The sequence below is a fragment of the Halobacteriovorax sp. RZ-2 genome (assembly GCF_043196685.1).
Lineage (GTDB): Bacteria > Bdellovibrionota > Bacteriovoracia > Bacteriovoracales > Bacteriovoracaceae > Halobacteriovorax_A.
On the sequence record NZ_JBEBMR010000004.1, the window covers coordinates 277,515 to 300,145 of the forward strand.

General features: G+C 35.6%; 21 protein-coding genes and 1 tRNA gene. 11 read left to right on the plus strand and 11 right to left on the minus strand.

Annotated elements, in window-relative coordinates; genetic code table 11:
* Nucleotides 1-31 precede the first annotated feature (31 nt).
* On the plus strand, nt 32-595 hold the full coding sequence (locus ABMA78_RS15680; protein ID WP_392861434.1) for a TlpA family protein disulfide reductase: 564 nt from the start codon (nt 32-34) through the stop codon (nt 593-595).
* Here ABMA78_RS15680 and hutI read toward each other — a convergent pair.
* Genes hutI through ABMA78_RS15720 form a run of 8 tightly spaced genes read right to left on the minus strand, consistent with a single transcriptional unit; the run spans nt 588 to nt 8,344 of the window.
* Nucleotides 588-1,814, minus strand: a complete 1,227-nt coding sequence (gene hutI, locus ABMA78_RS15685; RefSeq protein ID WP_392861435.1) for an imidazolonepropionase — start codon at nt 1,812-1,814, stop codon at nt 588-590. The two genes, ABMA78_RS15680 and hutI, sit on opposite strands and share 8 nt — an antisense overlap.
* Entirely contained in the window at nt 1,814-3,352 is a 1,539-nt protein-coding gene (gene hutH, locus ABMA78_RS15690; RefSeq protein WP_392861436.1) for a histidine ammonia-lyase, read from the minus strand. The genes hutI and hutH overlap by 1 nt, the downstream gene beginning before the upstream one ends.
* A gap of 25 nt (nt 3,353-3,377) precedes the next feature.
* Nucleotides 3,378-4,031, minus strand: coding sequence for a ribulose-phosphate 3-epimerase (rpe, locus tag ABMA78_RS15695; protein WP_392861437.1), 654 nt, complete (start codon nt 4,029-4,031; stop codon nt 3,378-3,380).
* A gap of 22 nt (nt 4,032-4,053) precedes the next feature.
* A complete protein-coding gene (fmt, locus tag ABMA78_RS15700; RefSeq protein WP_392861438.1) occupies nt 4,054-4,998 on the minus strand; it encodes a methionyl-tRNA formyltransferase in 945 nt (314 codons plus the stop codon).
* Nucleotides 4,998-5,588: a peptide deformylase gene (gene def, locus ABMA78_RS15705; protein ID WP_392861439.1), complete on the minus strand. Its 591-nt coding sequence runs from the start codon at nt 5,586-5,588 to the stop codon at nt 4,998-5,000. The genes fmt and def overlap by 1 nt, the downstream gene beginning before the upstream one ends.
* 55 nt (nt 5,589-5,643) lie before the next feature.
* Nucleotides 5,644-6,750, minus strand: a complete 1,107-nt coding sequence (locus tag ABMA78_RS15710) for an LptF/LptG family permease (protein ID WP_392861440.1) — start codon at nt 6,748-6,750, stop codon at nt 5,644-5,646.
* Complete coding sequence (locus ABMA78_RS15715; protein ID WP_392861442.1) at nt 6,747-7,454, minus strand: hypothetical protein; 708 nt, start codon at nt 7,452-7,454, stop codon at nt 6,747-6,749. The genes ABMA78_RS15710 and ABMA78_RS15715 overlap by 4 nt, the downstream gene beginning before the upstream one ends.
* A gap of 11 nt (nt 7,455-7,465) precedes the next feature.
* The gene (locus ABMA78_RS15720) at nt 7,466-8,344 is read right to left on the minus strand and encodes a hypothetical protein (RefSeq protein WP_392861443.1); all 879 of its coding nucleotides are present in this window, start codon (nt 8,342-8,344) and stop codon (nt 7,466-7,468) included.
* Between the two features lie 142 nt (nt 8,345-8,486).
* Between ABMA78_RS15720 and ABMA78_RS15725 the strand changes: the two genes are divergently transcribed.
* Both ABMA78_RS15725 and ABMA78_RS15730 read left to right on the plus strand, forming a co-directional pair.
* Nucleotides 8,487-9,512, plus strand: a complete 1,026-nt coding sequence (locus ABMA78_RS15725; protein ID WP_392861445.1) for a hypothetical protein — start codon at nt 8,487-8,489, stop codon at nt 9,510-9,512.
* A 96-nt stretch (nt 9,513-9,608) separates the two neighbouring features.
* Nucleotides 9,609-11,576, plus strand: coding sequence for a hypothetical protein (locus tag ABMA78_RS15730; RefSeq protein WP_392861446.1), 1,968 nt, complete (start codon nt 9,609-9,611; stop codon nt 11,574-11,576).
* A gap of 34 nt (nt 11,577-11,610) precedes the next feature.
* Here the strand turns inward: ABMA78_RS15730 and ABMA78_RS15735 are convergent, their stop codons facing one another.
* A complete protein-coding gene (locus ABMA78_RS15735; protein WP_392861448.1) occupies nt 11,611-13,071 on the minus strand; it encodes a hypothetical protein in 1,461 nt (486 codons plus the stop codon).
* A 127-nt stretch (nt 13,072-13,198) separates the two neighbouring features.
* Between ABMA78_RS15735 and ABMA78_RS15740 the strand changes: the two genes are divergently transcribed.
* The 5 genes from ABMA78_RS15740 to ychF all read left to right on the plus strand — a co-directional run bounded on the left by ABMA78_RS15740 (nt 13,199) and on the right by ychF (nt 17,844).
* Nucleotides 13,199-15,001, plus strand: coding sequence for a transglycosylase domain-containing protein (locus ABMA78_RS15740; protein ID WP_392861449.1), 1,803 nt, complete (start codon nt 13,199-13,201; stop codon nt 14,999-15,001).
* Nucleotides 15,002-15,072: 71 nt separating this feature from the next.
* Nucleotides 15,073-15,148 (plus strand) — tRNA-Gln (locus tag ABMA78_RS15745).
* A 29-nt stretch (nt 15,149-15,177) separates the two neighbouring features.
* A complete protein-coding gene (locus ABMA78_RS15750) occupies nt 15,178-16,125 on the plus strand; it encodes a ribose-phosphate diphosphokinase (RefSeq protein ID WP_392861450.1) in 948 nt (315 codons plus the stop codon).
* An 11-nt stretch (nt 16,126-16,136) separates the two neighbouring features.
* A complete protein-coding gene (gene pth / locus ABMA78_RS15755) occupies nt 16,137-16,718 on the plus strand; it encodes an aminoacyl-tRNA hydrolase (protein ID WP_392861451.1) in 582 nt (193 codons plus the stop codon).
* Nucleotides 16,719-16,734: 16 nt separating this feature from the next.
* Entirely contained in the window at nt 16,735-17,844 is a 1,110-nt protein-coding gene (gene ychF, locus ABMA78_RS15760) for a redox-regulated ATPase YchF (protein WP_392861453.1), read from the plus strand.
* 40 nt (nt 17,845-17,884) lie between these two features.
* Here the strand turns inward: ychF and ABMA78_RS15765 are convergent, their stop codons facing one another.
* Nucleotides 17,885-19,936 (minus strand): lytic transglycosylase domain-containing protein, encoded by a 2,052-nt coding sequence (locus tag ABMA78_RS15765; protein WP_392861455.1) that lies wholly within the window; start codon nt 19,934-19,936, stop codon nt 17,885-17,887.
* A complete protein-coding gene (locus ABMA78_RS15770) occupies nt 19,920-20,483 on the minus strand; it encodes a hypothetical protein (RefSeq protein WP_392861456.1) in 564 nt (187 codons plus the stop codon). Before ABMA78_RS15770 ends, ABMA78_RS15765 begins: the two co-directional genes overlap by 17 nt.
* 149 nt (nt 20,484-20,632) lie before the next feature.
* Here ABMA78_RS15770 and ABMA78_RS15775 point away from each other — a divergent pair, with 149 nt between their 5' ends.
* Genes ABMA78_RS15775 through ABMA78_RS15785 form a run of 3 tightly spaced genes read left to right on the plus strand, consistent with a single transcriptional unit; the run spans nt 20,633 to nt 22,513 of the window.
* Entirely contained in the window at nt 20,633-21,775 is a 1,143-nt protein-coding gene (locus ABMA78_RS15775; protein ID WP_392861458.1) for an Mrp/NBP35 family ATP-binding protein, read from the plus strand.
* A 3-nt stretch (nt 21,776-21,778) separates the two neighbouring features.
* Complete coding sequence (locus ABMA78_RS15780; protein WP_021267528.1) at nt 21,779-22,312, plus strand: hypothetical protein; 534 nt, start codon at nt 21,779-21,781, stop codon at nt 22,310-22,312.
* A gap of 9 nt (nt 22,313-22,321) precedes the next feature.
* The gene (locus ABMA78_RS15785) at nt 22,322-22,513 is read left to right on the plus strand and encodes a hypothetical protein (protein ID WP_392861460.1); all 192 of its coding nucleotides are present in this window, start codon (nt 22,322-22,324) and stop codon (nt 22,511-22,513) included.
* Nucleotides 22,514-22,631: the final 118 nt, after the last annotated feature.

Sequence of the window (22,631 nt, forward strand, 5' to 3'; positions counted from 1 at the left end):
TGTATAATACCATTCTAACTGGGGTTAAGAGTTGAGTACAGAAAGAAAAAAATTTCCATATAAGATCCTACTAGTTGCATGCGTACTAGTTCTTGGATCACTATTTGTGACTGATGACAGTTTTACAACTGCCAAGGTCGCTGGTGTGGATGTTAAAAAGATTCAACATTATGAATCAATGCTCGTTCGTCCGGATTTAAAATCTACAGAAGGGAAAACTTATAAAAAAGAAGAGCTTTCTAAGGGTGTTGTTATTTTAAATTTCTGGGCCAGTTGGTGTACACCATGTCTTGAAGAATTTCCAAGTCTGGTAAGTCTTCGCTCTGAAATTAAAGATCCAAAACTTAAAATTATTGCAGTTAACTCTGACGAAGGTCAAAAGCAACTAAAGAAGATTAAAGACGTTGTAAAAAAATACAATGTAAATTTTGATGTTGTTAAAGATTCTCAGGGTAAGCTAACAGATGCCTTTATGGTTTCTGCCATCCCTGTATCAATTGTTTACAAAGATGGCCGCGTCGTTGAAGTTGCAAAAGGCTCGAAAGATTTCAACTCTGAAGAATTTAAAGAAAAAATTCGCGAGTGGCTTAAATAGAGTTCTTATCAACTGCTAGGTTTCTTCCCCAATTATAAGTAATTTCAGAAATAGTATTCGTTTTAAAGATACTAAAACGAGGCTTAAATCTTTCGATGATTGCGCCTTGGTCATACTTTCCAACAGCAGCAGCTGCATTTAAAGTAATCCCTGCCCACATCTGAGTCATGTTGATCTTATACATTGGGGCACAGATTGAAGCTAAGAGAAGTAAGTTGTCACAGTGACAAGATCCTGGATTATAATCTGATGCAATGGCCAGCTTGCAGCCACCGTCAGCTAATTGCTTAGCATCTGCTTTAGGCTTTCCTAAGTAGATTCCAGTTCCAGGAAGAACGGTTGCTACTGTTTTTGATTCAGCTAATTTCTTTATTCCATCTTCAGTTGTACACAGAAGGTGATCAGTACTAAGCGCTCCTAATTCGCAGGCAAGAATAGCACCTTTATTGTCATTAAATTCATCAGCATGGGTTTTTAATGGTATGCCATATTCCTGAGCTGCTTGAGCTAGCTTCTTAACGTCTTCTGAATCAAAGTAGCCTTGTTCATGGAAGATATCCACACAATCAATGATATTAAGTGGAGCGACTTCATGAAGAAGAGGGATGACAATTTCATCCATATACTTCTGTGTTGAATCATAATTCTTTGGAAGAGCATGGGCGGGCATGAATGTATTGAAGATTTGAATATCTGGAGCAAACTCTTTTTTAAGTTGCGCGATTAACTTTGTCATTCGCATTTCACCTTCAAATGAAAGTGAATAACCAGATTTTACTTCAATTGTTCCTACACCGTAACTTGCAATTCTCTTAATTCTGTCTCGACAGCTATTTAGTAGTTCTTCATCACTTGTATTATTAGTTCCATTTGAAGTTGCAACAATTCCACCACCAGCTTTTGCAATTTCTTCATAGTCTGCACCATTTAATCTCATTTGGTATTCGTTTGCACGATTACCACCAAAGATAAGATGTGTGTGAGAATCGACAAGTTCTGGAGTGATAACATAACCTTCAAGGTCTTTAACAAGCTTTGCTTTTTTTAGATACTCTACAGGAATACTATCGCTGTCACCAACCCATACGATTTCATCTTCTTCAAATACGATTGCACCGTGGTGAAGAATTGAAATATCTTCAGGAAGAAGATTGCGGCCATCTTTTTTTTGGGCCGCTTCAAGAGTTAAGACTTCGTTAATATTCTTGTAGATGATCATTACTGTAATTTTCCTGTATGCTTTTCAACTGCTCTCAGTAACTCACCATTAGCAATTAGAGCTTCAATATTATTGATGTCACGATAGAAAACTCTATCTTCCACAATTTTATCAACAGATTTTCTAATGTGTGAAATTAACTCTTCAATTGCTGGTGAAGATTTAAGAGGGCGATGAAATTCAATAGCTTGTGAGTTACATAGTAGCTCAATCGCTAAACATTTTGTCGCGTTCTCAATTACTTCGTGAAGCTTACGCCCTGAAGTTACACCCATTGAAACATGATCTTCTTTATCTGTTGAAGTAGGAACCGAATCCACACTTGCTGGATGACATAGGTATTTATTTTCTGAAGTTAGAGCTGCTGCAGTAACGTGTGCGATCATTAGACCACTATTTAGTCCTGATTCAGGAGTTAAGAATGCTGGTAGATCAGAGAATGTTGGGTTCATCATTTTCTCAACACGTCTTTCACTGATATTACAAAGTTCAGCTATACCAATTGCTAAGTAATCCATTGCCATTGCAATAGCTTCACCGTGAAAGTTTCCACCTGAGATAACTTCGTCTTCACCTAAGAAGATAAGAGGATTGTCTGTAACAGCGTTAAGTTCAATTCCTAAAACTTCTTTTGCGTGAGCAAGAGTTTGTCTTGAAGCACCGTGAACCTGAGGAACACATCTTAGTGAGTAAGGGTCTTGTACCTTTCCACAGTCAACATGCGAGTCTAAGATTTCACTACCTGCGATGATATTGTTCACGTTAATAGCACTTGCCATTTGTCCTGGATGTGGCTTTAGTCCGTGAATTTTATGATCATATGCTCTAAGTGTTCCACGAACTCCGTCAAGAGTTGTTGCTGCACAAATATCGGCAACACGAACTAAGTTTTCTGATTGTTTAATTGCAATTGCACCAAGTGCTGCCATAACGGCCGTACCGTTAATAAGTGCAAGCCCATCTTTTGGCCCTAGGACTACAGGCTCTCTACCAATATCTCTAATGGCGAAATCAGAACGAACTTCCTTTCCACCATAGATAACTTCACCTTCACCAATAAGTGCTAGGGCAATATGTGAAAGGGGAGCAAGGTCACCTGAGGCTCCAACAGAACCTTTTTCAGGTACCACTGGAATAATATCATTGTTGATAAACTCAATTAATAATTCGATAGCGTCAATTGTTACACCAGAGAATCCTGATGCAAGACAATTTGCTCTAAGAAGCATGATTGCTTTTGTTACTTCTTTAGAGAAAGGTTTTCCAACTCCAGTACAATGTGAACGGATTAAGTTAACTTGTAGTTGAGCAAGGTCTTCTCTTTCAATAAATTTATCAGATAAAGCACCGAAGCCAGTGTTGATACCATAAACTGGCTCACCTTTATCGACGATATTTTGTACGTACTCTTTTGATTTTAAAATATTTTCACGAGCGATGTCGCTTAGTTTAACTTTAACTGTATCCTTTTTTGCAAATGATACTTCATAAATGTCATCAACACTTAGGCTGTGGCCATCGATAATAATTTCTTTCATCTTTGTCGTCCTATTTTGTCTAATCTTATCTTAATGTCTCTATTTGTGTTTTATATTGATCCTTGGCCTTGCCGAAAATATACGACCCAGCAACAAGGTTGTGAGCACCTTTATCAAGACATTGTTTTGCAGTGTCTTGATTGATCCCACCATCAACTTGTATTTGTAATTTTAGGTTATGTTCTTCTTTCATCTTTTTAAGGTATGCAATTTTGTCCAAAGCATTTGGCATAAAACTTTGTCCACCAAAACCTGGCTCGACAGACATAACGAGAAGTAGATCGATCTCTTTTAAAAGATCAAGTGGGATACTTTCGATATCTGTTGCTGGTTTTACCGACAGGCCAATGCTTTTATAGTTGTTGCGATACTTCTTAATCAATGCGTGATGATCACAATTGATTTCAAAATGATATGTAATATTCTCGATTTCAGAATCTTTTAGTGCTTCAAAGTGGAACTCTGGATTTGTCACCATTAGATGAACATCGAGTGGAATATTAGTGATTTTTTTAATCTGTTTAATTACAGGAATACCAAATGTTAGGTTTGGTACGAAGTGGCCATCCATAACATCAAGATGAAGCCAAAGGTCTTTTACATCCGCAATTACTGAAATATCAGATATTAGGTTTGTAAAATCAGCAGCTAAAATGCTTGGTGAGATAATTGTTTGCATCTAAATCCCCTTAGCAATATTGTTATGAAATTTTAAAACTATCGAATTTATTAGTAAGGCCATTGACTGCGTCTGTATCACGGCAAGCTTTCTTACCTTCAAGTTGGATCATATTTAGTCTTATTGTCGAATCAGTACATCCAACTAAGATTTTATTATCCGCTACTTTTACTTCACCAGGCTTAAGTCCAGCATTGTCATACTTAGATATCTCAATAACTTTTAAGCGTTTGTCATTTAAGAAACAATAAGTTCCTGGCCAAGGCTTTAGGGCCCTAACTTGGTTATGAATTGTATTAAAGTCATTTTCTAAAAACTTGATATGACCGTCTTCTTTCTTAAGAGTAGGAGCAAAGCTTACTTTCGATTCATCTTGCTCATACGAAGTAACTTCGTCATTAAGCATGTCAGTGACAAAATCATTAAGTGTTAAAGATGCTGCAAACTTAAGTCTTGTGTAAAGCTGTCCACCAGTTTCTTCAAAAGCAATATTTAGCTTTGATTCTTTTACAATATCGCCAGCATCCATTTTCTTAACCATCTTTTGAATTGAGACACCAGTTTCCGTGTCACCATTTAATAGAGCGTATTGAATTGGAGCTGCTCCTCGATACTTAGGAAGTAGAGAAGTGTGAATATTGAAACATCCTAATTTTGGTTTATTTAATACTTTTGAGCCAAGGAATTGAGCAAAAGCAAGAACGAGATAAAAGTCTGCATCGACTTCATCTAATAGCTTTAGAAGCTCTTCATCCTTATTGATATTTTCTGTTTGATAGAATTTAATCTTATTGTCTTTGCAATAAGTAATAACAGGAGGTGACTGAAGTTTTTGTCCTCTTCCTGCTGGCCTATCTGGCATACTAATAACAAGTTTAAGATCAATTTGTGGGTGATTGGCCAGAAGTTCTAAACTTGGGCATGAAAAATCTGGTGTACCAAAGAATACTGCCTTAAGTTTTTTCACTATCTACCCTTAACCCTTTTCATATATCTCTTAGTTAAGAAGTTTCTTTTAAGAGTTGAAAGTCTTTCAAGAAAAACGATCCCATCTAGGTGATCATTTTCGTGTTGAATACAAACAGATAGAAGTCCATCAACTTCTAAGACTTGTTCGTTTCCTTCAATGTCTTGATAAGTAACACGAATTTGTTCTGAGCGTTTTACTTCTTCATAAATTCCTGGAACTGAAAGACACCCTTCTTCATAAAGAATTTCGCCTTGAAGTTTTTCAATCTTAGGATTGATGAAAATTCTTGGGTTAAAATTTGATAGCTCTTGATCTTTTGTCCCGTCAGCACGAGTAATTTCTTTGCTATGAAAATCGATATCCATAACAAAAATGCGATCTGAAACACCAATTTGTGGTGCCGCTAAACCAATTCCCGGGGCATGGTACATTGTAAAAAGCATATCCTTACAAAGCTTCTTAAGCTCGTCGTCAAACTTTTCAACTGGTGCTGCCACCTTTTTTAGAACAGGTGCTGGGTAAGTAAAAATCTCTAGCTTTTCACCTTCTAGAGTGTAATCTTTTAAAAATTCTTCTGATTTATTCATGGAATTCTTATAGCATGTGTGCGACGCACAAGTCCAGCTTTCAGCTGTAAATCGTTTACGTTAAACGTCTGTTTTTAAAGAAGATAAGAACGATTACAATGGTGAACAGGAAGGGGACTGAAAATGTCGCTAAGAACGGACTAATTTTCAAGTTTTTACCTAGCTCAATAAAATATGATTGCACTAGCCAGTATAGAATTGTGAAAATAAAAATAAAGGCAACACTGCGCCCAAATGAACTATTTCGACGATTTGGATTAAAGATACTAGTTGCTGCAATGAGTGCGAAGATAATACAAATAAGTCCTTCGGAAATATGCATATAGAACATAACTAGGTACTCATTAACATTAATGCCATTATTGTTTAGCTGGGTTATATAGTCGTAAAGTCGTAGAAAAGTTAACGTTGAGATATCTGCTTCAATTTTAGTAAATTCTTCAATACTTTCATTGAGTGTAAGAGGCAGTTCCACAATATCTATTTTTGGAAAAGATGGTGAATCAAGTTCATCATAACCTGTTCCGTTTGTTGGCCACCATCTCTCGGTGCGAGAGTCATAGCTTAACATTTTGAAAGTATCAATCTTCGTTAACTCTCGTCCCGTATTATAGTGATAAATCGTTACTTCATTTAGGGTATTGGTTTTCTTATCGAAGCTTGAAAAGGCAAAGTAATACTTAGGTGACTTATACCAGATCTTACCAGACTTAATTGTGGAAGAAGAGAGTCCTTTCTTTTTGAAGACTCTAAACTTTTCATCTGGACTATCAAGGATGCTAAATCTTCTCGAGTTAATATACGGGCTGATATAAGCACTTAGGATGAATTGAAAAATTGCTATATAAATAGAAGTTAGCAGGATATCTCTAAGATAGCTTTGTCGTGAGTAACCACCGGCGAAGATGGCGACTAGCTCGTTTCGACTTTTAAGTTTATTAATAGAAAATAAGCTTCCAATCAGACACGAGATTGGAATAACCTTTATTAAGAAGCTTGGTAGCTGGATAAAGTAACTCAGAAGAACTTCTTTTGCCGTTACATTTTCTCTTAAAAAGCCTGAGATGAGATTTCCTAGAGAGAGCAATAAGAGTAGAACCACTGCCGAAGCAGCGAAAAATTTTAGCCATTCTCTTGTGATTAGGTTTCTAACTACACTCATCTTAATATTTTATAGATTAAATAAATTAATGGTTTAATTAATAACTTATTAAAAGTGAAATCTAAAGATTTATTCTCTTTAAATATCTTAACAATATGAGGTGATACCTCATAATAGCGATTGATGAATCCTTGTCCTAATTTGTATTTTGCTAGGGTTGGTTTGATACCTCTTAATGTATCAAGAAGATCTTCATTATTTGGATAGGCATGTGTTGCTAAATAGCAATTTTTAGAGCGCACATTAATTTTATCGTAAGCTTGTTGAAAAGCTTTTTTATTATGGGCCTGGCCTGATCTTAAAAACTTTTTTACAATTTGGGCATTAGCGTGCTGATATTTATAGCCAATTGAAAAGGCAATAAATTGTTGTAGGCAACGCATTGACTCACTACGAAGCTTTGGACTCTTGTCATAAGATTTTGCAAGGTTCCAATATGCCTGACTAATCAATAAGAGCTCTGAAATATCTTTTTGTGGATCAAACATCTTTGGCGTTAGATGTTTTTCAGTTGTACGATTATATGCTGCTAAAATTCCTAAGTAGTGATTGAATTTCTCAACACTATGAGGAATGTCGTTCTTTGCGACAAAATCGAGTGCAAGCTTTAAGGTTTTCAAACGATCAGTATAAGCGTTCTTTACACCTTCGTTAAGCTCTTCTTCACCATCTTTAGATTTGTTTTGGGGCTTCTTTGTTGCCATATGATCAGCTTTTAGAAACGATAAGAAACAGAAAAAGATGTTTCTTTGATATCTTGTGCAACTTGTTTTAAATCAACAGACTCCTCAAGACTTATATTTCTGATAGCAAAGTTTAGTGTAAGCTTTGGTTGAATCCAACTAAGTCCAAAACCAGAACCCGATTCAAGAGCAATTTGATCATCATACACACCAGCTCTTAAGTAAAAATCACTTAAGACTCTAAACTGAATGGCCGCACGCCATAATGAATTTTCCGAAATTTCTTCATTATAATTTGCACCAGCATCAAGCATGAGAGAAATATATTGTTGAAATTGATACTGCATCCCTAAAACAGCTTTTGTATTATTAGGTGATTTTTCAAATGGATCCATTGCAACAAGGCCTAATGAAAAATTAGGAGTGATAGCGTGAAATACACCAATATTTACTTGTTGATAATCTGACTTCTCTTTCACTCCAAGATAGACATCTTCGCGCTTCATATCTTGATATGTGAAACCTAGAGATGATTTACGACCAATTGTTGAAGCAAATGAAGTTGATAGTTGTTTATAACTCTCTTCACCACTCTTTGCTTTTACATAAGATACCGAACCTTTTAGGGCCTTCGAACTATCAGAGGCAATAACGGCATAATTTGTTGAATCACCAATTGGTGAATCATTAAGGTCTGTATTATCAGCTTTAGTTTGCTCTAAATAGACTGACGACATATTAAAGAATGCAATTGGTGCAGGATTTAGAACAGTTGCTTCATCCATAAGGAGTGAGGCAACACCAGCACCACCTGTCGACTTAAGGCGTGTTGTCTTATAGTCCATGATCTTTGCAGATGTGTTGAATTGAAAAACTAATATAGTAGCAATTAATGAAAGTGTTTTAGTCATGTATTATCCTTAATGTATATAACAATTATAATCACAATTTTAAATTTCGTCACTTAATAGTGATTGACCAAAATACTCAGTGTTTTAGTTGTTACGACGAGAATACTTTTTTGGTAATATAGGGGAATAATTTAGGAGATATATGAAAGTAATAACTTTGTTGGCAACTATATTAACTGTAAATGTATTCGCAGCGATCCCTTCACTTGAGGGACTAATGAGAAACTCATCTAATAAAGAACTTGATAAACAACTTGTCGTTGCACACGTCGTTGTTAAGCGAGTTGGCGCCAATGAAGAGTTTGCTACAAGTGAAAATCTTGTGACAAATTATTTTAAATATATGTTCATAACGGCAGAAAATGAGAAGGACTACAAAAAGTCACTTGTGATTCGTTATGATGATCCTTCATACAATGTGTCTGGTGTCTCAAATGTTACGGCCTTTGATAATGTGGAAAAGCTCTTAGGTAGAGATATGACAAAAGACATTTTACAGAGCGCTATTCTAAGCTACACATTTAATAGTTCTCTTGGTTTTAATAAAGTCTTTAAGGCGATTGAGCCAAATTACAAATCTAATTCTGATCTTATTAATAAAGAAAAAGCCTCTTTAATTGAGGACTATAAAAACTTTCTCGTTAAGAAGAAAGAATATGAAAAGAAGGCCAAGGAGTATGAGGAGTCTGTTGGCGAAGCTCCTGTGTCACCACTAGAATCAGATAATGATCAGAAACAAGCTGAGCTTAAGAATATTATGAACTCATCTCTATATAAGGGAAGTAATAACTTAAAATTAGTAAAACGTAATCGTGAATTTGTTTGGTCGATTCAATTAGATAATATTAAGGGTGAATTTAAAAATGAAAATCATCAATTAATCTATTTAGACCTAAACACTGATAATGGAAATTATACGATCGTTCCAAAGAGCTTTGTTACTTATAACGGGCAATATACATTACCAAAGTATATTGAAGTAACGACTTCTGATTACCGTTATGAAATTGAAATACCAACTTACTATCTTCTTAACTCAACAAATAAATCAATTGCCGATCGAAATCGTGAATACTTAAAGTATCTTGAGCGAAATCAACAAAGGCAAGGGACTCAAGTTAACGTTGAAGGCCAAGAAATTGAAGCTAATATTAATTTATTGTTATAGCTAAGTGTCTGTTATTACAGCTTAGTTGTTATTAGCCTTTAAGTATTTAAAAAATTATCCGATATGACTTAAGCGATACTTTAAGTAGGGTAATATATGAAAAAGGCAAATCAATTAAAGTTTTTAATTTGTACACTGGCACTGGCGTCTACACAGGCAAAGGTTGTCTTCTCTGGTATGGGATCGAGCGGGACTCGAAGTACAAATCAATCAACGGCCGGAACAGTAACAGTTTCATCATCGAGTCAATCAACTACGATTGAATGTCGAAGAGGTGATGCAGTTTCATATGGGTTTATGAAGACACTTCTTTTAGGAGATACTCCAAGCTATACAATTGCTAATGGAAAAATCTTAGTAAATCTACCAACAAGGGTTTCTGCTTGTATTAAAGATATAAGCGCCGAAGCAATTACAAATCCTATTGATAATAATGTTTACTTGAAATTCAATGTAAAAATTGACTCTAGCCAATATCCAGCTGGAACTCAATCAATTGAAAAAGAATATGAAAAATGTATGGCCCATCTCTCTGGTGGTGATTCATCTTTTTATACAGTTGAAAAATTAAGAGAAAAGGGGCACCTTGCTCCTCCTGTAACTTTAGATACTGATCTTCCAGATATTGATGGAAATAGAAACTCTGAGTTAGTTATCGCTTCTACAAATAAGGACTTTGACTATAAAAACGATATGCCATTTGGTTTAGCTAACGTTGCTCAACATACTTCATTCAGCGATTCTTCGTTTAATTGTATGGATTATGCAAAGCCAGCAGATCATAAAGTTATGGCAAATAAAACGAATGAATACGAACTTCGAGAAGAGGCCATTGCTGCCTGTAATGGAAAGAACCTTACAGATATAGCTGAAAGTCTTAAAAATCTAAGAAGTGATTCAGGTGGAAATTATGATGACCTAACGAGAATTCTTTCTGGAATTCAACATCAACTAATTGATGAGGAAGTAAATCAAATGGTTGCAAGAATGGAGCAGATTGAAAGTGATATTTCTCCATCAGTTGAAGATGTAAAAGAAGGTGATAAGTTTGGTGTTAGTAAAGAAGCTAGAAAAAAACTACTTCAAGAATACGCAAGTCACATGAATAAATTTTCTAAGGAATTACTTCCTGCGATGAAGGCCGAGCTAGAGCACTTAATGAAAGAGTATGCAGATCTAGGTGATAGCGAAGCAGATGAGAGACGTAAAGATCAAATCAATGAATCGATTGAGAAAATTAATGATGTAATTGCTAAATTTAATCGTCAAAATGAAAATGGTGCTGAATATAAGAAAGTTGTTGAAGCACTTCGCGAAGGTAATATGCAAACTTCAGGTAGAAAAATTCTATCAGGAATTATTCTTGCTCAAGAATTTTCACACGTAAAACTTGAAGGAACTAATAAGAGAAATGTAGAAGAAGCAGAAAATAATAGTGAAAGAAGTATCACACGTCTTAAGCAGGGAACACTTGCTGACTGGGGTGATGAGGCCCTAATTAGAGCAGGTGATAATTCTCCAATTAAGAGACGTCAGCAAATTCTAAAAGGTATTCAGCAAAGAGCTTCTAAAGATCGTAAAAACTATATGACGAAGCTTAATGCTTATGATGACTATATTCAACAATATGCTCAAGACCTTGCAAGTAGTTACTGTACATCAGGTGGTAGTTATGAAGATTGTATGACTGTTAGAAGTACTTATCTTCCATATATCTATAACCAGTATAGCTCTTGGAAACAAAACTCTTATCAGGATTATAATCAATCATATAATGCAAAATATGGTGCTGCTTATAATGAACAAAAGAGTATCTTAAGTCGCTTTAATGGCCTTTATAGTAATTACAAGTTAAATGCTATGCAAAGTCAGTTAGCTGGAGCAACAGCTAGTAGTCCATTTGATCTTTGGACTGGTGCGGATACTTCTTATTCTTCTGGTATACCAGGGTTAAATTTTGATCTTTCAGGTGCTGGAAATGCTAACTTTAATAATAATTTTAACTTAATGCAACCGCAGCAAAGAACACCAAGTAGTTCAACATGGAGTAATCCATATCGATAAAAAAAGGCTTCCAAATGGAAGCCTTTTTTATTTCTTAAAACTTAATGTCTGCACCAAGATAAATTAGGTAAGTATCATTTGTTTCGTTAGGAGTCGCTGCATTTGAGAATGCGTAGTAGTCTCCAACAAAGAAGTAACCTAGATTTGCATTTAGAGTTACTGAAGTATTCCACTTATAAGAAAAGTTTGAGTCAATTTCAAAACCAAGATCATCTGCTTGATCTGCATTTGCAGTGAATCTCTTATTCTTTTCGTGGTTAATAGCATCTGAACCAGCTTTTGCAACTTGATCAGCTTTTGCCCAAACAACAGAGTTAGTCCAAGACCAAGTTCCTGAATCATAACGATGCGCAAATTTTGCATAAGTTGCGTTTGCAATTCCAGAATTAAATACATTTAAGTCTGTATTAGCAATGGCCGCAAGGTTGTAACGGAACATGATATTTGCAACTTGAAAGTTTGGATTTAAATACATCGCCCCGTAAGTTTGGTTGTCAGCATCTGAACCAGAAACCATACCAAAGTCAAAGTGGAATGAGTGATTTGTATTTAATTTGTAAGTGTTATTAAGTAGGAATGCCTTTGCATCAACTTCTGTATCTGTCACACCTGGATAGATTTCACCCATATCACCAGTCATGAGAGGAACTTCTGCTTCAACTGTGTACTTACCAAAAGTCTTCTTTAAGTAAAGGTCAATCATTGTCACACTAGTTGAACCAAGATCCGTTGGGTTTGTGTCACCATCAACATCTGTTTGAATTCCTGTTGCTGATCCAGAAGTGTTCTTATTGTAAAGAGCACCAAATGTGAATTCCTTATCTAGGTTTTCATATAGAAGAGAAATTCCCATCTCTTTTACACGACCAGTTTTTGTCAGGTTATTTGCCTTAATCTTTGAGTAGTAAGGTGAGAATTTGAAGTTTCCAATTTTGAAATCAATTGTGATCCCATCTCTCATTGAAGCAAATCTTGAACCTGGAGCATTTCCATCATTATAGATTGCACCCATACCCCAGTTAAACTTTTGACGTCCAACTGTATATGTTGCTGTATCAGAATAAAATACTGCATTGGCCTGAGTTAGGTTAACAGGATTACTTGTTACTGTATTGAAAGAGTAGCGAGCATTTGCATAAGAGTTTAATGGATTTTGAGTTTTAGTTCTTCCATCATTTGAAGAGTCACCAAAATTTCCACCGTAACCATAGCCCGAAGTTAGCTCAGCATTAATCGTTGTTGAATCATTAACGATAATTGTTGGTTGTAGCTTAAAGATATATGTTTGGAAATTAGATGAATCTGGATCTGCATCTGACATATCAAATGCTTGGTCACCATTATCAAGTGGTCCAGCACCTTGTTGAACTGAACGATTATAATCACCTAGTGAGTGTAGGTCTGTTTGTAGTTCACCATGCCAATCAATTGGAAGTGCCAGTGTCGAAGTTGCTAACGTGGCAAGAATTGCGGCCTTATTTAAGTTCTTTAACATAAGTTGTTATTCCTTTTATAATTTAACAAAATTGTACTGAAATAATATAAGATGACTTTATATAACGTCAAAAAAATAGGTGTATTCAAAGGTGTTTAAAAAACGATTAAAGATATTATTATTCTTGATGATTGGATTAATTGGCCTGTGTGTCATGTATTCGATCAAGACTATAAATGACGCAGACTTAACACGTATTATTTCACCTAAGGCACCTGATGCAAATACTAAGACTGTTCTCTTTGAGGAAGGAAGCTTTGTAAAAAAGCGTGATTTTCTCTTTTTTAAAGCAAATTCTAGAGACGAGCGTTTTAATTCTGTCTTTCTTGAGAAGTTTGATGATCCTAAGAAATCAATATTAAGTGTAAAAGAAAGTTTTGAATTAAATTCAGTTCGTAATAATGATTGTAATTACAATCGTTGCCTTCAGTACAAAATTAATTTCTACAATATCCCAATCATTCTTTCTAAAGGGCTTATTGGGATTGAAGATTTCCGCTTTCTTGAGCATATAGGAATTGATTATATATCGATTATTCGTGCAATTATTGCAGATATTAAGGCCGGGGCCCTCGTTCAAGGTGGTTCAACTCTAACTCAACAATTAGTTAAGAATATCTATTTTACTAATGAAAAGTCATTTAGCAGAAAAATTAAAGAAGCTATTCTAGCAGTTTATATTGATTTTAAATTTGATAAGTCTTCGATTCTTGAAGCCTACTTCAATGAAGTATTTTGGGGAAGTCTTGGTGGTATCAGGATTAAGGGTGTAAACACTGCGGCCGTTCTCTACTTTAACAAACCAATTTCTGAACTTGACCCGTATGAGTCTGCTATCTTAGTTTCGATGCTAAAAGGACCTAGCTATTATCATCCAATCTATCGTACAGATAGACTGAGAGGTCGCGCAGACTTTATCTTCAATAAATTACAAAGCCTAGATCTCTTTGATAAGAACAATGATTATCAATGGTCAGATGAGAAGTGGCAAAGTTGGCAGAAGCAATTAGTTGCTTTTCAAAATGATTCTTTCTATGAGGCGATCTATTTAACAACAACTCGAATTAACAAAGACCCAAAATTGAGTGAATATCGTTTTTTTAAAACGGTAATGGCATCAAAGAATCTCTTACGTGATTTAAAGGGAATTGAAGAGAACCTTGCTGTAAAGATAGCCTTTGGTGGAGCAAAGCATAAGAGTTTCTACTATTCAAAATTTGAACGAAATGTTGAAAAGGCCTTTAATGATGAACGCCACAGTGTTGGTTCAACACTTAAGCCAGTACTCTTTCAGATTTATTTAGAGCAAGGTTATAAGATCGACGACTTGGTTTCAACCAAACCAATCACTTTAGATCTTATCAGTGGTAAGTGGACTCCTTCTGAGTCACATACGCCTTCTGCGAGTGAATATCCAATTTCTCAAGCTTTACAGGAATCCTTAAATAATCCTGTAGTAAGACTTGCGCACGATATTGGCTTTGATAAAGTAGAGGCGATTCTAAAGAAGAAAATTTCTCATTTAAAAACTCCGTTAGCAGAATATCCAGCACAGCTTTTAGGTGCAATTGAATTGTCAGTGGCCGAATTATTCAAGTTATATGAAGACTTTATGGCCGCTCAGTGCAGTGTCGGATCTGGCGTCTATGAATCACTTGCAGACCCAAGTCAAACAACAATTCGACGAATGGTTAAGCCAGCTCTGAGACAGCAGCACTTCTTTGGTAAAACGGGAACTTCAAATAATGGTTTTGATAACCTCTTTGTGGGCTATGACGGCCATGACCTTTTTACGATCTGGGTCGGGTATGAAGGTGTTCGAACAAATAAGAAAGGTTTAAGACTTTACGGAAGTACGACCGCTTTTAAGCTATATCAGGAGATAATTCTATATTCTGGCCAACGAATCGCGTCTTTGGCCTGTGAATAACTAGGCAAAATTAAAAATTTCTTGTCAAAAATAAGAAACTAGCTTATATATTACATACAAATCTACATTGCTGGGGTATCGACAAGTGGCTAAGTCAGCAGATTTTGATTCTGCCATTCGAAGGTTCGAGTCCTTCTACCCCAGCCATTTTCTCACGGATAAGAGAAAGGAATAAGGTGATGAAAAGGATCGTACTCGTATCAGGCACGTCAAATCCAAAACTTTCTTCCGATATCTCCAAAATCTTAGATGTACCCTTAGTAGACCCCCAAGTTATTAAATTTGCCAATGGTGAAACTTTTTGTGAAATCGAACAAAATGTTCGTGGTGCTGATGTTTTCATTATTCAGTCAACGTGTGCGCCAGTAAATGATAACTTAATGGAGCTACTAATTATGATTGATGCTCTTAAGAGAGCGTCGGCAGCTTCGATAACGGCAGTTATTCCACACTATGGATATTGCCGCCAAGATAGAAAGGCATCGCCTAGAACTCCAATCTCGGCAAAGCTTGTGGCCGATCTAATCACGGTAGCAGGTGCAAATCGTGTGATTACAATGGATCTTCACTCAGGACAAGTTCAGGGATTCTTTAATATTCCTTTCGATAATATTTTTGCTTCGCCGGTACTTCTAAGCCATATCAAAAGAGAATTAGTTACTGAGAATACAATCTTTGTTTCGCCAGATGCTGGTGGAGTTGAGCGTGCTCGTCATTATGCTAAGAAGTGTAAGTGTGACATTGCCATGATCGATAAGCGTCGAACAGGTAAGAATGTTGCAAAGGCCATGAATATCGTTGGTGATGTAAATGGTAAGGACTGCATTATTCTGGATGATATGATCGATACGGCGGGAACTTTGATTGAGGCCTGTAATGCACTTAAAGATAATGGCGCTAGAAGTGTTGTTGCCTGTGCTACTCATCCAATCTTTTCTGGACCTGCAATTGAAAGAATTAATAACGCAGAATCTTTAAATAAGGTTCTTGTGACAAATACGATTCCTCTGAGCAAAGAGGCACGTGAGAGCGGTAAGATTATATCTGTTTCGGCCGCTGAAATATTGGCCAAATCGATTCATCGCACGTTTAATAACGACTCTGTTAGTTCATTATTTTTATAAACGGATAACCTATGAATTATTTAATTGTTGGACTCGGCAATCCGGGTTCAGAGTATAAAGGTACCAGACATAATATTGGCTGGGATGTTATGAATTTCATTAAGCCTATTAAAGACTTACCATTTAAAGAGAAGTTTAAAGGTATTTGGTCTTCATTTGAAACTGATGAAGATAAATTCTATGTTCTCATGCCTCAAACATATATGAACCTAAGTGGTGAAAGTGTTATTCCATTTGCTCAATACTTTAAGATTGATCCAGAAAATATTTTAGTTATCCACGATGAATTAGATTTAGCGTGGGGAACAATTGCATTTAAAGATGGTGGCGGTCTTGCGGGACACAACGGCCTGAAGTCTATTGCCGGGCAATTGGGGCACAATAATTTTAAACGTTTACGTATGGGGATTGGACGCCCTCAACACGGAAGTGTTTCTGACTGGGTACTTGGCCGTTATTTTGGTGCTGAGGCCGACTTTATTGACGATTACTTAGAAAAAGCTTCAAAAGCCGTTGAATGTTATGTAAAAAATGGCTTTAAAACAGCTATTCAAAGATATAAAAAGAAACAATTATTAGATTTAAGTAAATAAATATCAGGAGAAAATAATGGCCCTAAATTGTGGGATTGTAGGACTTCCAAACGTTGGTAAATCAACGATTTTTCAAGCTCTAACTTCGGCTCCAGCTGAAGCTGCTAACTTTCCATTTTGTACAATTGAACCAAATATTGGAATTGTAAATGTTGGTGATATCCGCATGCAAAGAATTGCAGAAATCATTGGGCCACAAAAAGTAATTCCAACAATTGTAGAATTTGTTGATATCGCAGGTCTTGTTAAGGGTGCATCAAAAGGTGAAGGACTTGGAAACCAATTCCTTGGGAATATTCGTCAGGTAAATGCAATCGTTCATGTTGTTCGTTGTTTTGATGATCCAAATGTTGTTCACGTTCACGGTGAAGTAAACCCTGTTGATGATATTGAAACAATTAATATGGAACTTGCTCTTGCGGACCTTGAAGTTGCGCAAAGAAAGCAAACAAACCTTCCAAAGCTTATGAAGAATCAAAATAAAGAAATCTCTTCAAAAGCAAAGATGTTAGTTCCTGTTCTTGAAAAATTAGTTGCTCACTTAGAGCAAGGTTTAGCAGCTCGTATTCTTGAGCTAGATAAGGAAGATCTTGAACTTATTCGTGATCTAAACCTAATCACTCTTAAACCAACTCTTTATCTATGTAACGTAGATGAAGATAGTGTTGGTGAGGATAACGACTATGTTAAGGCCGTAAAAGAATTTGCTGAGAAAGAAGGTTCTCGTGCAATCAAAATTTGTGGAAAGCTAGAGTCTGAAATTGCTGCTCTTGAAGATGAGGCAGATAAGAAAGACTTTATGGAAGCTGCTGGAATTGAGATCTCTGGTTTAGAGACTCTAACTCACGAAGCTTATAATATGCTAGGTCTTCGTACATACTTCACTGCAGGTGTTAAAGAAGTTCGTGCATGGACTTTCAAAGATGGTGCTAAGGCCCCAGAAGCAGCAGGTGTTATTCACTCTGACTTTGAAAGAGGTTTCATTAAGGCAGAGATCTATCACTACGATGATCTAATTGCTAATGGATCTGAAGCCAAAGTTAAGGAAGCCGGAAAGCTTCGTATGGAAGGTAAAGAGTACGTCGTAAAAGATGGTGATATTATCCACTTCCGTTTCAACGTGTAGAATATAAAAAAAGGCTTCCAACTGGAAGCCTTTTTTATTTCTATAACTGAGATGAAATTGCGCGTTTGGCTTCCTTCTTAGGAAAGGCATTAAAGGTCGATGCCACACTCTTTTCTAAGATGTAATTATCCTTCATAAGATTATAGAAGAAGAAATTACGATAGATGAGTTTTACGTATAGCCTTGTTTCCTTATATGGAATTTGTTCAATTTGAAAGATAGGATCTTCTACATCCATTAGGTCTTGTGCCCATCTTGTAACTTTGGTTGGCCCAGCATTATAAGATGAAAGTGCATAAATGATATTGCCATCGAATTTATTTAAGAGCTGTTTAAAGTATCTCACTCCAGCATCGATATTCTTGTGTGGCTTAAGTAATTCATCAGTCTTTCTGAATGTTGTCATCTGCCTTGCTGTTGCAGGCATTAGCTGCATTAACCCTAGCGCTCCAACTGCTGATTTTGCATTTGGATTGAATGCACTTTCTTGTCTAATGATAGATAAGACTAGAAGAGGATCAATATCAGCATTAACACCTTCGATCTTATCTAAGTGAAGAACAGGAAAGAGTGTTGTGATATCAATTTTTGATGGCCTAATAAGATTTAGATCAATAGTTCTCGAGACCAGTTTGAAACTCGATAAGAAATCTCCGCTTTCTTTAAAGTGATGTAAAAAGTAATTAAAGATTGCTACTCGTTGTTCTTCAATTGGAAGAGTATCAATCTTAATTCTATTTTTAATATCAGTTTCTGGATTAAAGCGAATAAACTCATAAATTAGTTTATCGACTTTCCCGACGAATTTTAATTCGTGCCATATATTTGATTCACGAATATTTCTTTGTTTTGCCTTCGTAAAGTCTGCTAATTCAAGCTTAGGAAGGTTAACCGTGTTCTTATGAAAGTATAATGATTTTACGTAATTCTTATCAAACTCAGGAAGGTAGTCCTGGGCGATAATAGAGTAGAAACTCAGCGGATTACTGTTTATCATCAGCTTGAATAAGTGTTTAGCAAGGGACTCATTGCCATCTTTCATATAGCTATACGCAATCCAAAATTTTGTCTTAGTATAGAGATTAGAGAAATCATCAATTAGTTTATAATTTTGTACTGTTACAATACTCTCTTTGTAGTTTTCATGCTTAATTGAATTCCAAAGAAGAAGGAATAAAGACTCGTTTTTTGATTCGTCGTTGTAGCTAATTTCGTAAGAGCGGGCAAAGTAGCGATTAGCATTTTTAATATCATTATTATTTAATAATAATTTTCCAACATAGCGAACACGCTTCCACGATGACTTCTTATAAATATAATCTTCGTTTGCTTTTTCGAAAGTTAAAAACTTTGTTAACTGTGAATTGATATCTGCTTTTTTAGTAGCATTGTCTTTAACAAGTTTTTTGATGCCTCTATATTGCTTAATAAATTCATTTGTAATCGTAAGCTTATTCTTCTTTATTCGATGGAGGTTATTCTGAAAGAGAAGAGTAATATCTTTGTCAAAATCGATATGTGAATAAAGTCTAGCATCGATCTTTAGGCCATTGATTAGTGTGATTTCAATTAATTGTTTCTTAATGTGTTGATAAATCTTTGAATCTTTATCAACTTCTTCTAGCTTCTTAATAAAAAGAGTGTTTCGTGAAGTTGCTAGATACTGAATGGCCTTAGCAAAGTTCTCTTCATCTTTGGCGATATCATTAAAGTATTTATCGTTAATAAGATAGTTTACGGTATGGAAACAGTAGTTTTTAATATTGCGAACAAAATCGTCTTCAACACGATTCGTTTTATTACTTTTGATATTGCAAGAAAAGTATCGATCTTTCTTGAGTGATGTTTTTAATTCACTTAAAAACTCTAGGTGAGTTAGATAGTTCTCGAAAATTCCACCGTCTTTGATAGACCTAATGGCACTGGATATTTTATGATTGGGTAGCTTCTTTCTTTTGAGAATGCGTTCAATCTCAGAAATATGGCGAGCAGCTTTAAGCTCTCTATCCTTGAGAGATTCTTTCGCAATACTTGTAAAAGACAAGCTAGCGGTAATTGAAAAAAGAAAAAACTTTTTACCCAATAAACTCATTGAAACGACCTTCCATACTTTTTAACTTAGTGACTACATCACTTAAGATTAATTTCTTATCGTCAGGTACAACTTGTTGTAGGTTCTTTAAGTAGTTACAGATTTCATCAATATAGACAGTGTCTTCCTTAAAATGAGTTTGGAAGTACTCTACTGTTAAATTAACTTCATCTGCGACATCTTGAAAATAATCGCCTTCTCTAAATGAAAGCTTTCTTTCAAACCCTGTGTGTCTTAGTCCAGCAAGATATTGTTTTAACTTATAAAGCGGGCCTGCAACTTTGTGAGTAAAGAAAACACATACTACAAAGATGAGGATCCCAAAAAATGCTTGGCATAAAATGAGGAAGTTTAAAAGATCACTCTTCATTGTTGCAATATGCTCAGCAGATTGTGGAAATTTTTCTGAAATATTGGTTAATACCTGATAAATCACAAGTGGGTAGAACGCACTAAGAACTAAGATTACGATACAAATTAATGCACTGAACCTCAGCTGAAATTTAGAGTCGACTATGATTATTGAACGCTTATATGGCTTAGACACAATTTCTCCAAACTTTAATTTAGTTTCTTTAATAATTATAACATCTTATGAATTTTGTTGTAGGGCAAAAATTTGCTTTACTCGTTGAATAAGTGCCCAATATTTAATAGAATCCTCGCATAAAACGTTAAAAAACTGAGAGAATTAGTATGCTAAATATTGAAGTAGTTAAAGGTAAATTAGTTGAGGTTAGTAACCCAAACACTGGAAAGTCTTTATTAGATGAGAATCGTTATAAAGATATTGCAATTGATGATAAGAAAGTAACAATTGTCTATAATCGCGATGGTATCACTCCTGCACAAAAACGTGAGATTGAAGATGCTATTGTTAATTCATTATCAACAGTGGTTAGTGAAGATGATCTTTTCATTAAAACTATTTCAACTCAGGAAGCTCCAGCTCAACAACAGCAAAAGCCTCAGCAAGGCGCAAAGCTTGAAGTTGGCCACGCTAAGGCAGCACCTCAAAAACGTGATATTCCGGGCGTTAAGAAGATTATTGCTGTTTCGTCTGGTAAAGGTGGAGTAGGGAAAAGTACAGTATCTGTAAACCTGGCCTTGGCCCTTAAGAATCAAGGTAAGAAGGTTGGTCTTTTAGATGCCGATATTTATGGGCCTTCGATTCCAATGCTACTTGGACAAAGAAATGCAAAGCCTCTTGCAACAGATGATAAGAAAATTGCCCCTATAGAAGCACATGGACTTAAGTTCATTAGCTTTGGACTATTTATCGAAGAAAAAGACGCCGTAATTTGGCGTGGCCCAATGCTTGGCGGTGTTCTAAATCAATTCCTTTTTGATGTTGATTGGGGAGAGCTTGATTATCTTGTTCTGGACCTTCCTCCAGGAACGGGAGATGTACAGTTATCAATTGCCCAGACATTAAACTTAAGTGGAATCGTAGGTGTATCAACTCCACAAGATGTTGCTCTTCTTGATTCAAGAAAGGGCTTCAATATGTTTGAACAAGTTAATATCCCTGTTCTAGGGCTTATTGAAAATATGAGCTACTTTGCTCCAGATGATATGCCAGAGAAGAAGTACTATATCTTTGGTGAGAAAGGTGGGGCGGACATTGCTAATGAACTAGGCTATCCATTTCTAGGTGAGGTTCCGATCGAAATCGCACTTCGTGAATCTTGTGATAAGGGAATTCCTTATATGTCTAATAATTCATACGAAAATAGACCAGTATGGAAAGCATATTCCGGTATTGCAAAAAAGATCATTGAAATAGAAAATAATGATGGTGAGGGAAAAGGTTTTTTCTCAAAAATTTTCAAAAGGTAGTAAATGTCCATCATACAGAAAATTGAAGAGCAGTGCTCTTTTAATTTCACTGGCAGAATTAATATTTTAAAAAGAGCCGATCGACAGTTCTTAGGCGTTATTTATATTAGCGAGGGGATTGTTGTTGCGGCTCAATTCTCTAAGAAGACAGGACTTAAGGCCCTTTACTCTCTTGTTATTTTTGAAATGGATCATATTGAAGAATTCACTCTTGTGGCCGAGCCGGAAGTTGTTTCTGAAAGTGATTATGAATTCAAACTAAAATTTAGTGAGTTGAAAAGCAATATAGAAAACGCCTACTCACAGCACTTAAAGGCGAAGTCGCTTCGTCCACCAGAAAATATTCACATTTTGATCAATTCCGCGTTTATAAAAAATGGAAAAAAGACTGGTGCAAATGAATTTTTACTATTAAAAACTATAGCTGAATACAGCAAGGTTAAAGATATTTACAGCAATTGCGAATTATTTGATTTTGAAGTTACCCAAGCATTGGTAAATCTAAGAAAAATGGGTGCCTTGAAGGTCGTAAAGTAGGAGTTTTAAATGAAAGATCAATTACATAACACAGGCAATCTTAAAGAGCTAAAAGTTATGATCGAAGAAAACGTTGTTACATCTTTTGAGCAGATGTCTGAGAATACAGGCATTGAGCTTGAAGAGCTTATTGTTGTCGCTCTAAAGCGCTTTAGAGCTTCTCATAGTGACTATGAGAAGAAGACTTTCCAAGTTGATTAATTATTATTCATATTAGAGTAGACACACCTTCTGGTGTGTTTACTTTTTCTACAGTGTTAAAAATTTAACAGTCTTATTCCTAAACAATTAAATAAAATTCATTAAATTCGAACGTGTT

Coding starts and splice junctions, on each gene's coding strand:
- ABMA78_RS15725 (WP_392861445.1), top strand. CDS start 8,487: ATGAAAGTAATAACTTTGTTGGCAACTATATTAACTGTAAATGTATTC.
- ABMA78_RS15740 (WP_392861449.1), top strand. CDS start 13,199: ATGATTGGATTAATTGGCCTGTGTGTCATGTATTCGATCAAGACTATA.
- ABMA78_RS15735 (WP_392861448.1), bottom strand. CDS start 13,071: ATGTTAAAGAACTTAAATAAGGCCGCAATTCTTGCCACGTTAGCAACT.
- def (WP_392861439.1), bottom strand. CDS start 5,588: ATGAATAAATCAGAAGAATTTTTAAAAGATTACACTCTAGAAGGTGAA.
- ABMA78_RS15780 (WP_021267528.1), top strand. CDS start 21,779: ATGTCCATCATACAGAAAATTGAAGAGCAGTGCTCTTTTAATTTCACT.
- ABMA78_RS15720 (WP_392861443.1), bottom strand. CDS start 8,344: ATGACTAAAACACTTTCATTAATTGCTACTATATTAGTTTTTCAATTC.
- hutH (WP_392861436.1), bottom strand. CDS start 3,352: ATGAAAGAAATTATTATCGATGGCCACAGCCTAAGTGTTGATGACATT.
- ychF (WP_392861453.1), top strand. CDS start 16,735: ATGGCCCTAAATTGTGGGATTGTAGGACTTCCAAACGTTGGTAAATCA.
- ABMA78_RS15730 (WP_392861446.1), top strand. CDS start 9,609: ATGAAAAAGGCAAATCAATTAAAGTTTTTAATTTGTACACTGGCACTG.
- ABMA78_RS15710 (WP_392861440.1), bottom strand. CDS start 6,750: ATGAGTGTAGTTAGAAACCTAATCACAAGAGAATGGCTAAAATTTTTC.
- ABMA78_RS15785 (WP_392861460.1), top strand. CDS start 22,322: ATGAAAGATCAATTACATAACACAGGCAATCTTAAAGAGCTAAAAGTT.
- pth (WP_392861451.1), top strand. CDS start 16,137: ATGAATTATTTAATTGTTGGACTCGGCAATCCGGGTTCAGAGTATAAA.
- hutI (WP_392861435.1), bottom strand. CDS start 1,814: ATGATCATCTACAAGAATATTAACGAAGTCTTAACTCTTGAAGCGGCC.
- ABMA78_RS15765 (WP_392861455.1), bottom strand. CDS start 19,936: ATGAGTTTATTGGGTAAAAAGTTTTTTCTTTTTTCAATTACCGCTAGC.
- ABMA78_RS15775 (WP_392861458.1), top strand. CDS start 20,633: ATGCTAAATATTGAAGTAGTTAAAGGTAAATTAGTTGAGGTTAGTAAC.
- rpe (WP_392861437.1), bottom strand. CDS start 4,031: ATGCAAACAATTATCTCACCAAGCATTTTAGCTGCTGATTTTACAAAC.
- ABMA78_RS15715 (WP_392861442.1), bottom strand. CDS start 7,454: ATGGCAACAAAGAAGCCCCAAAACAAATCTAAAGATGGTGAAGAAGAG.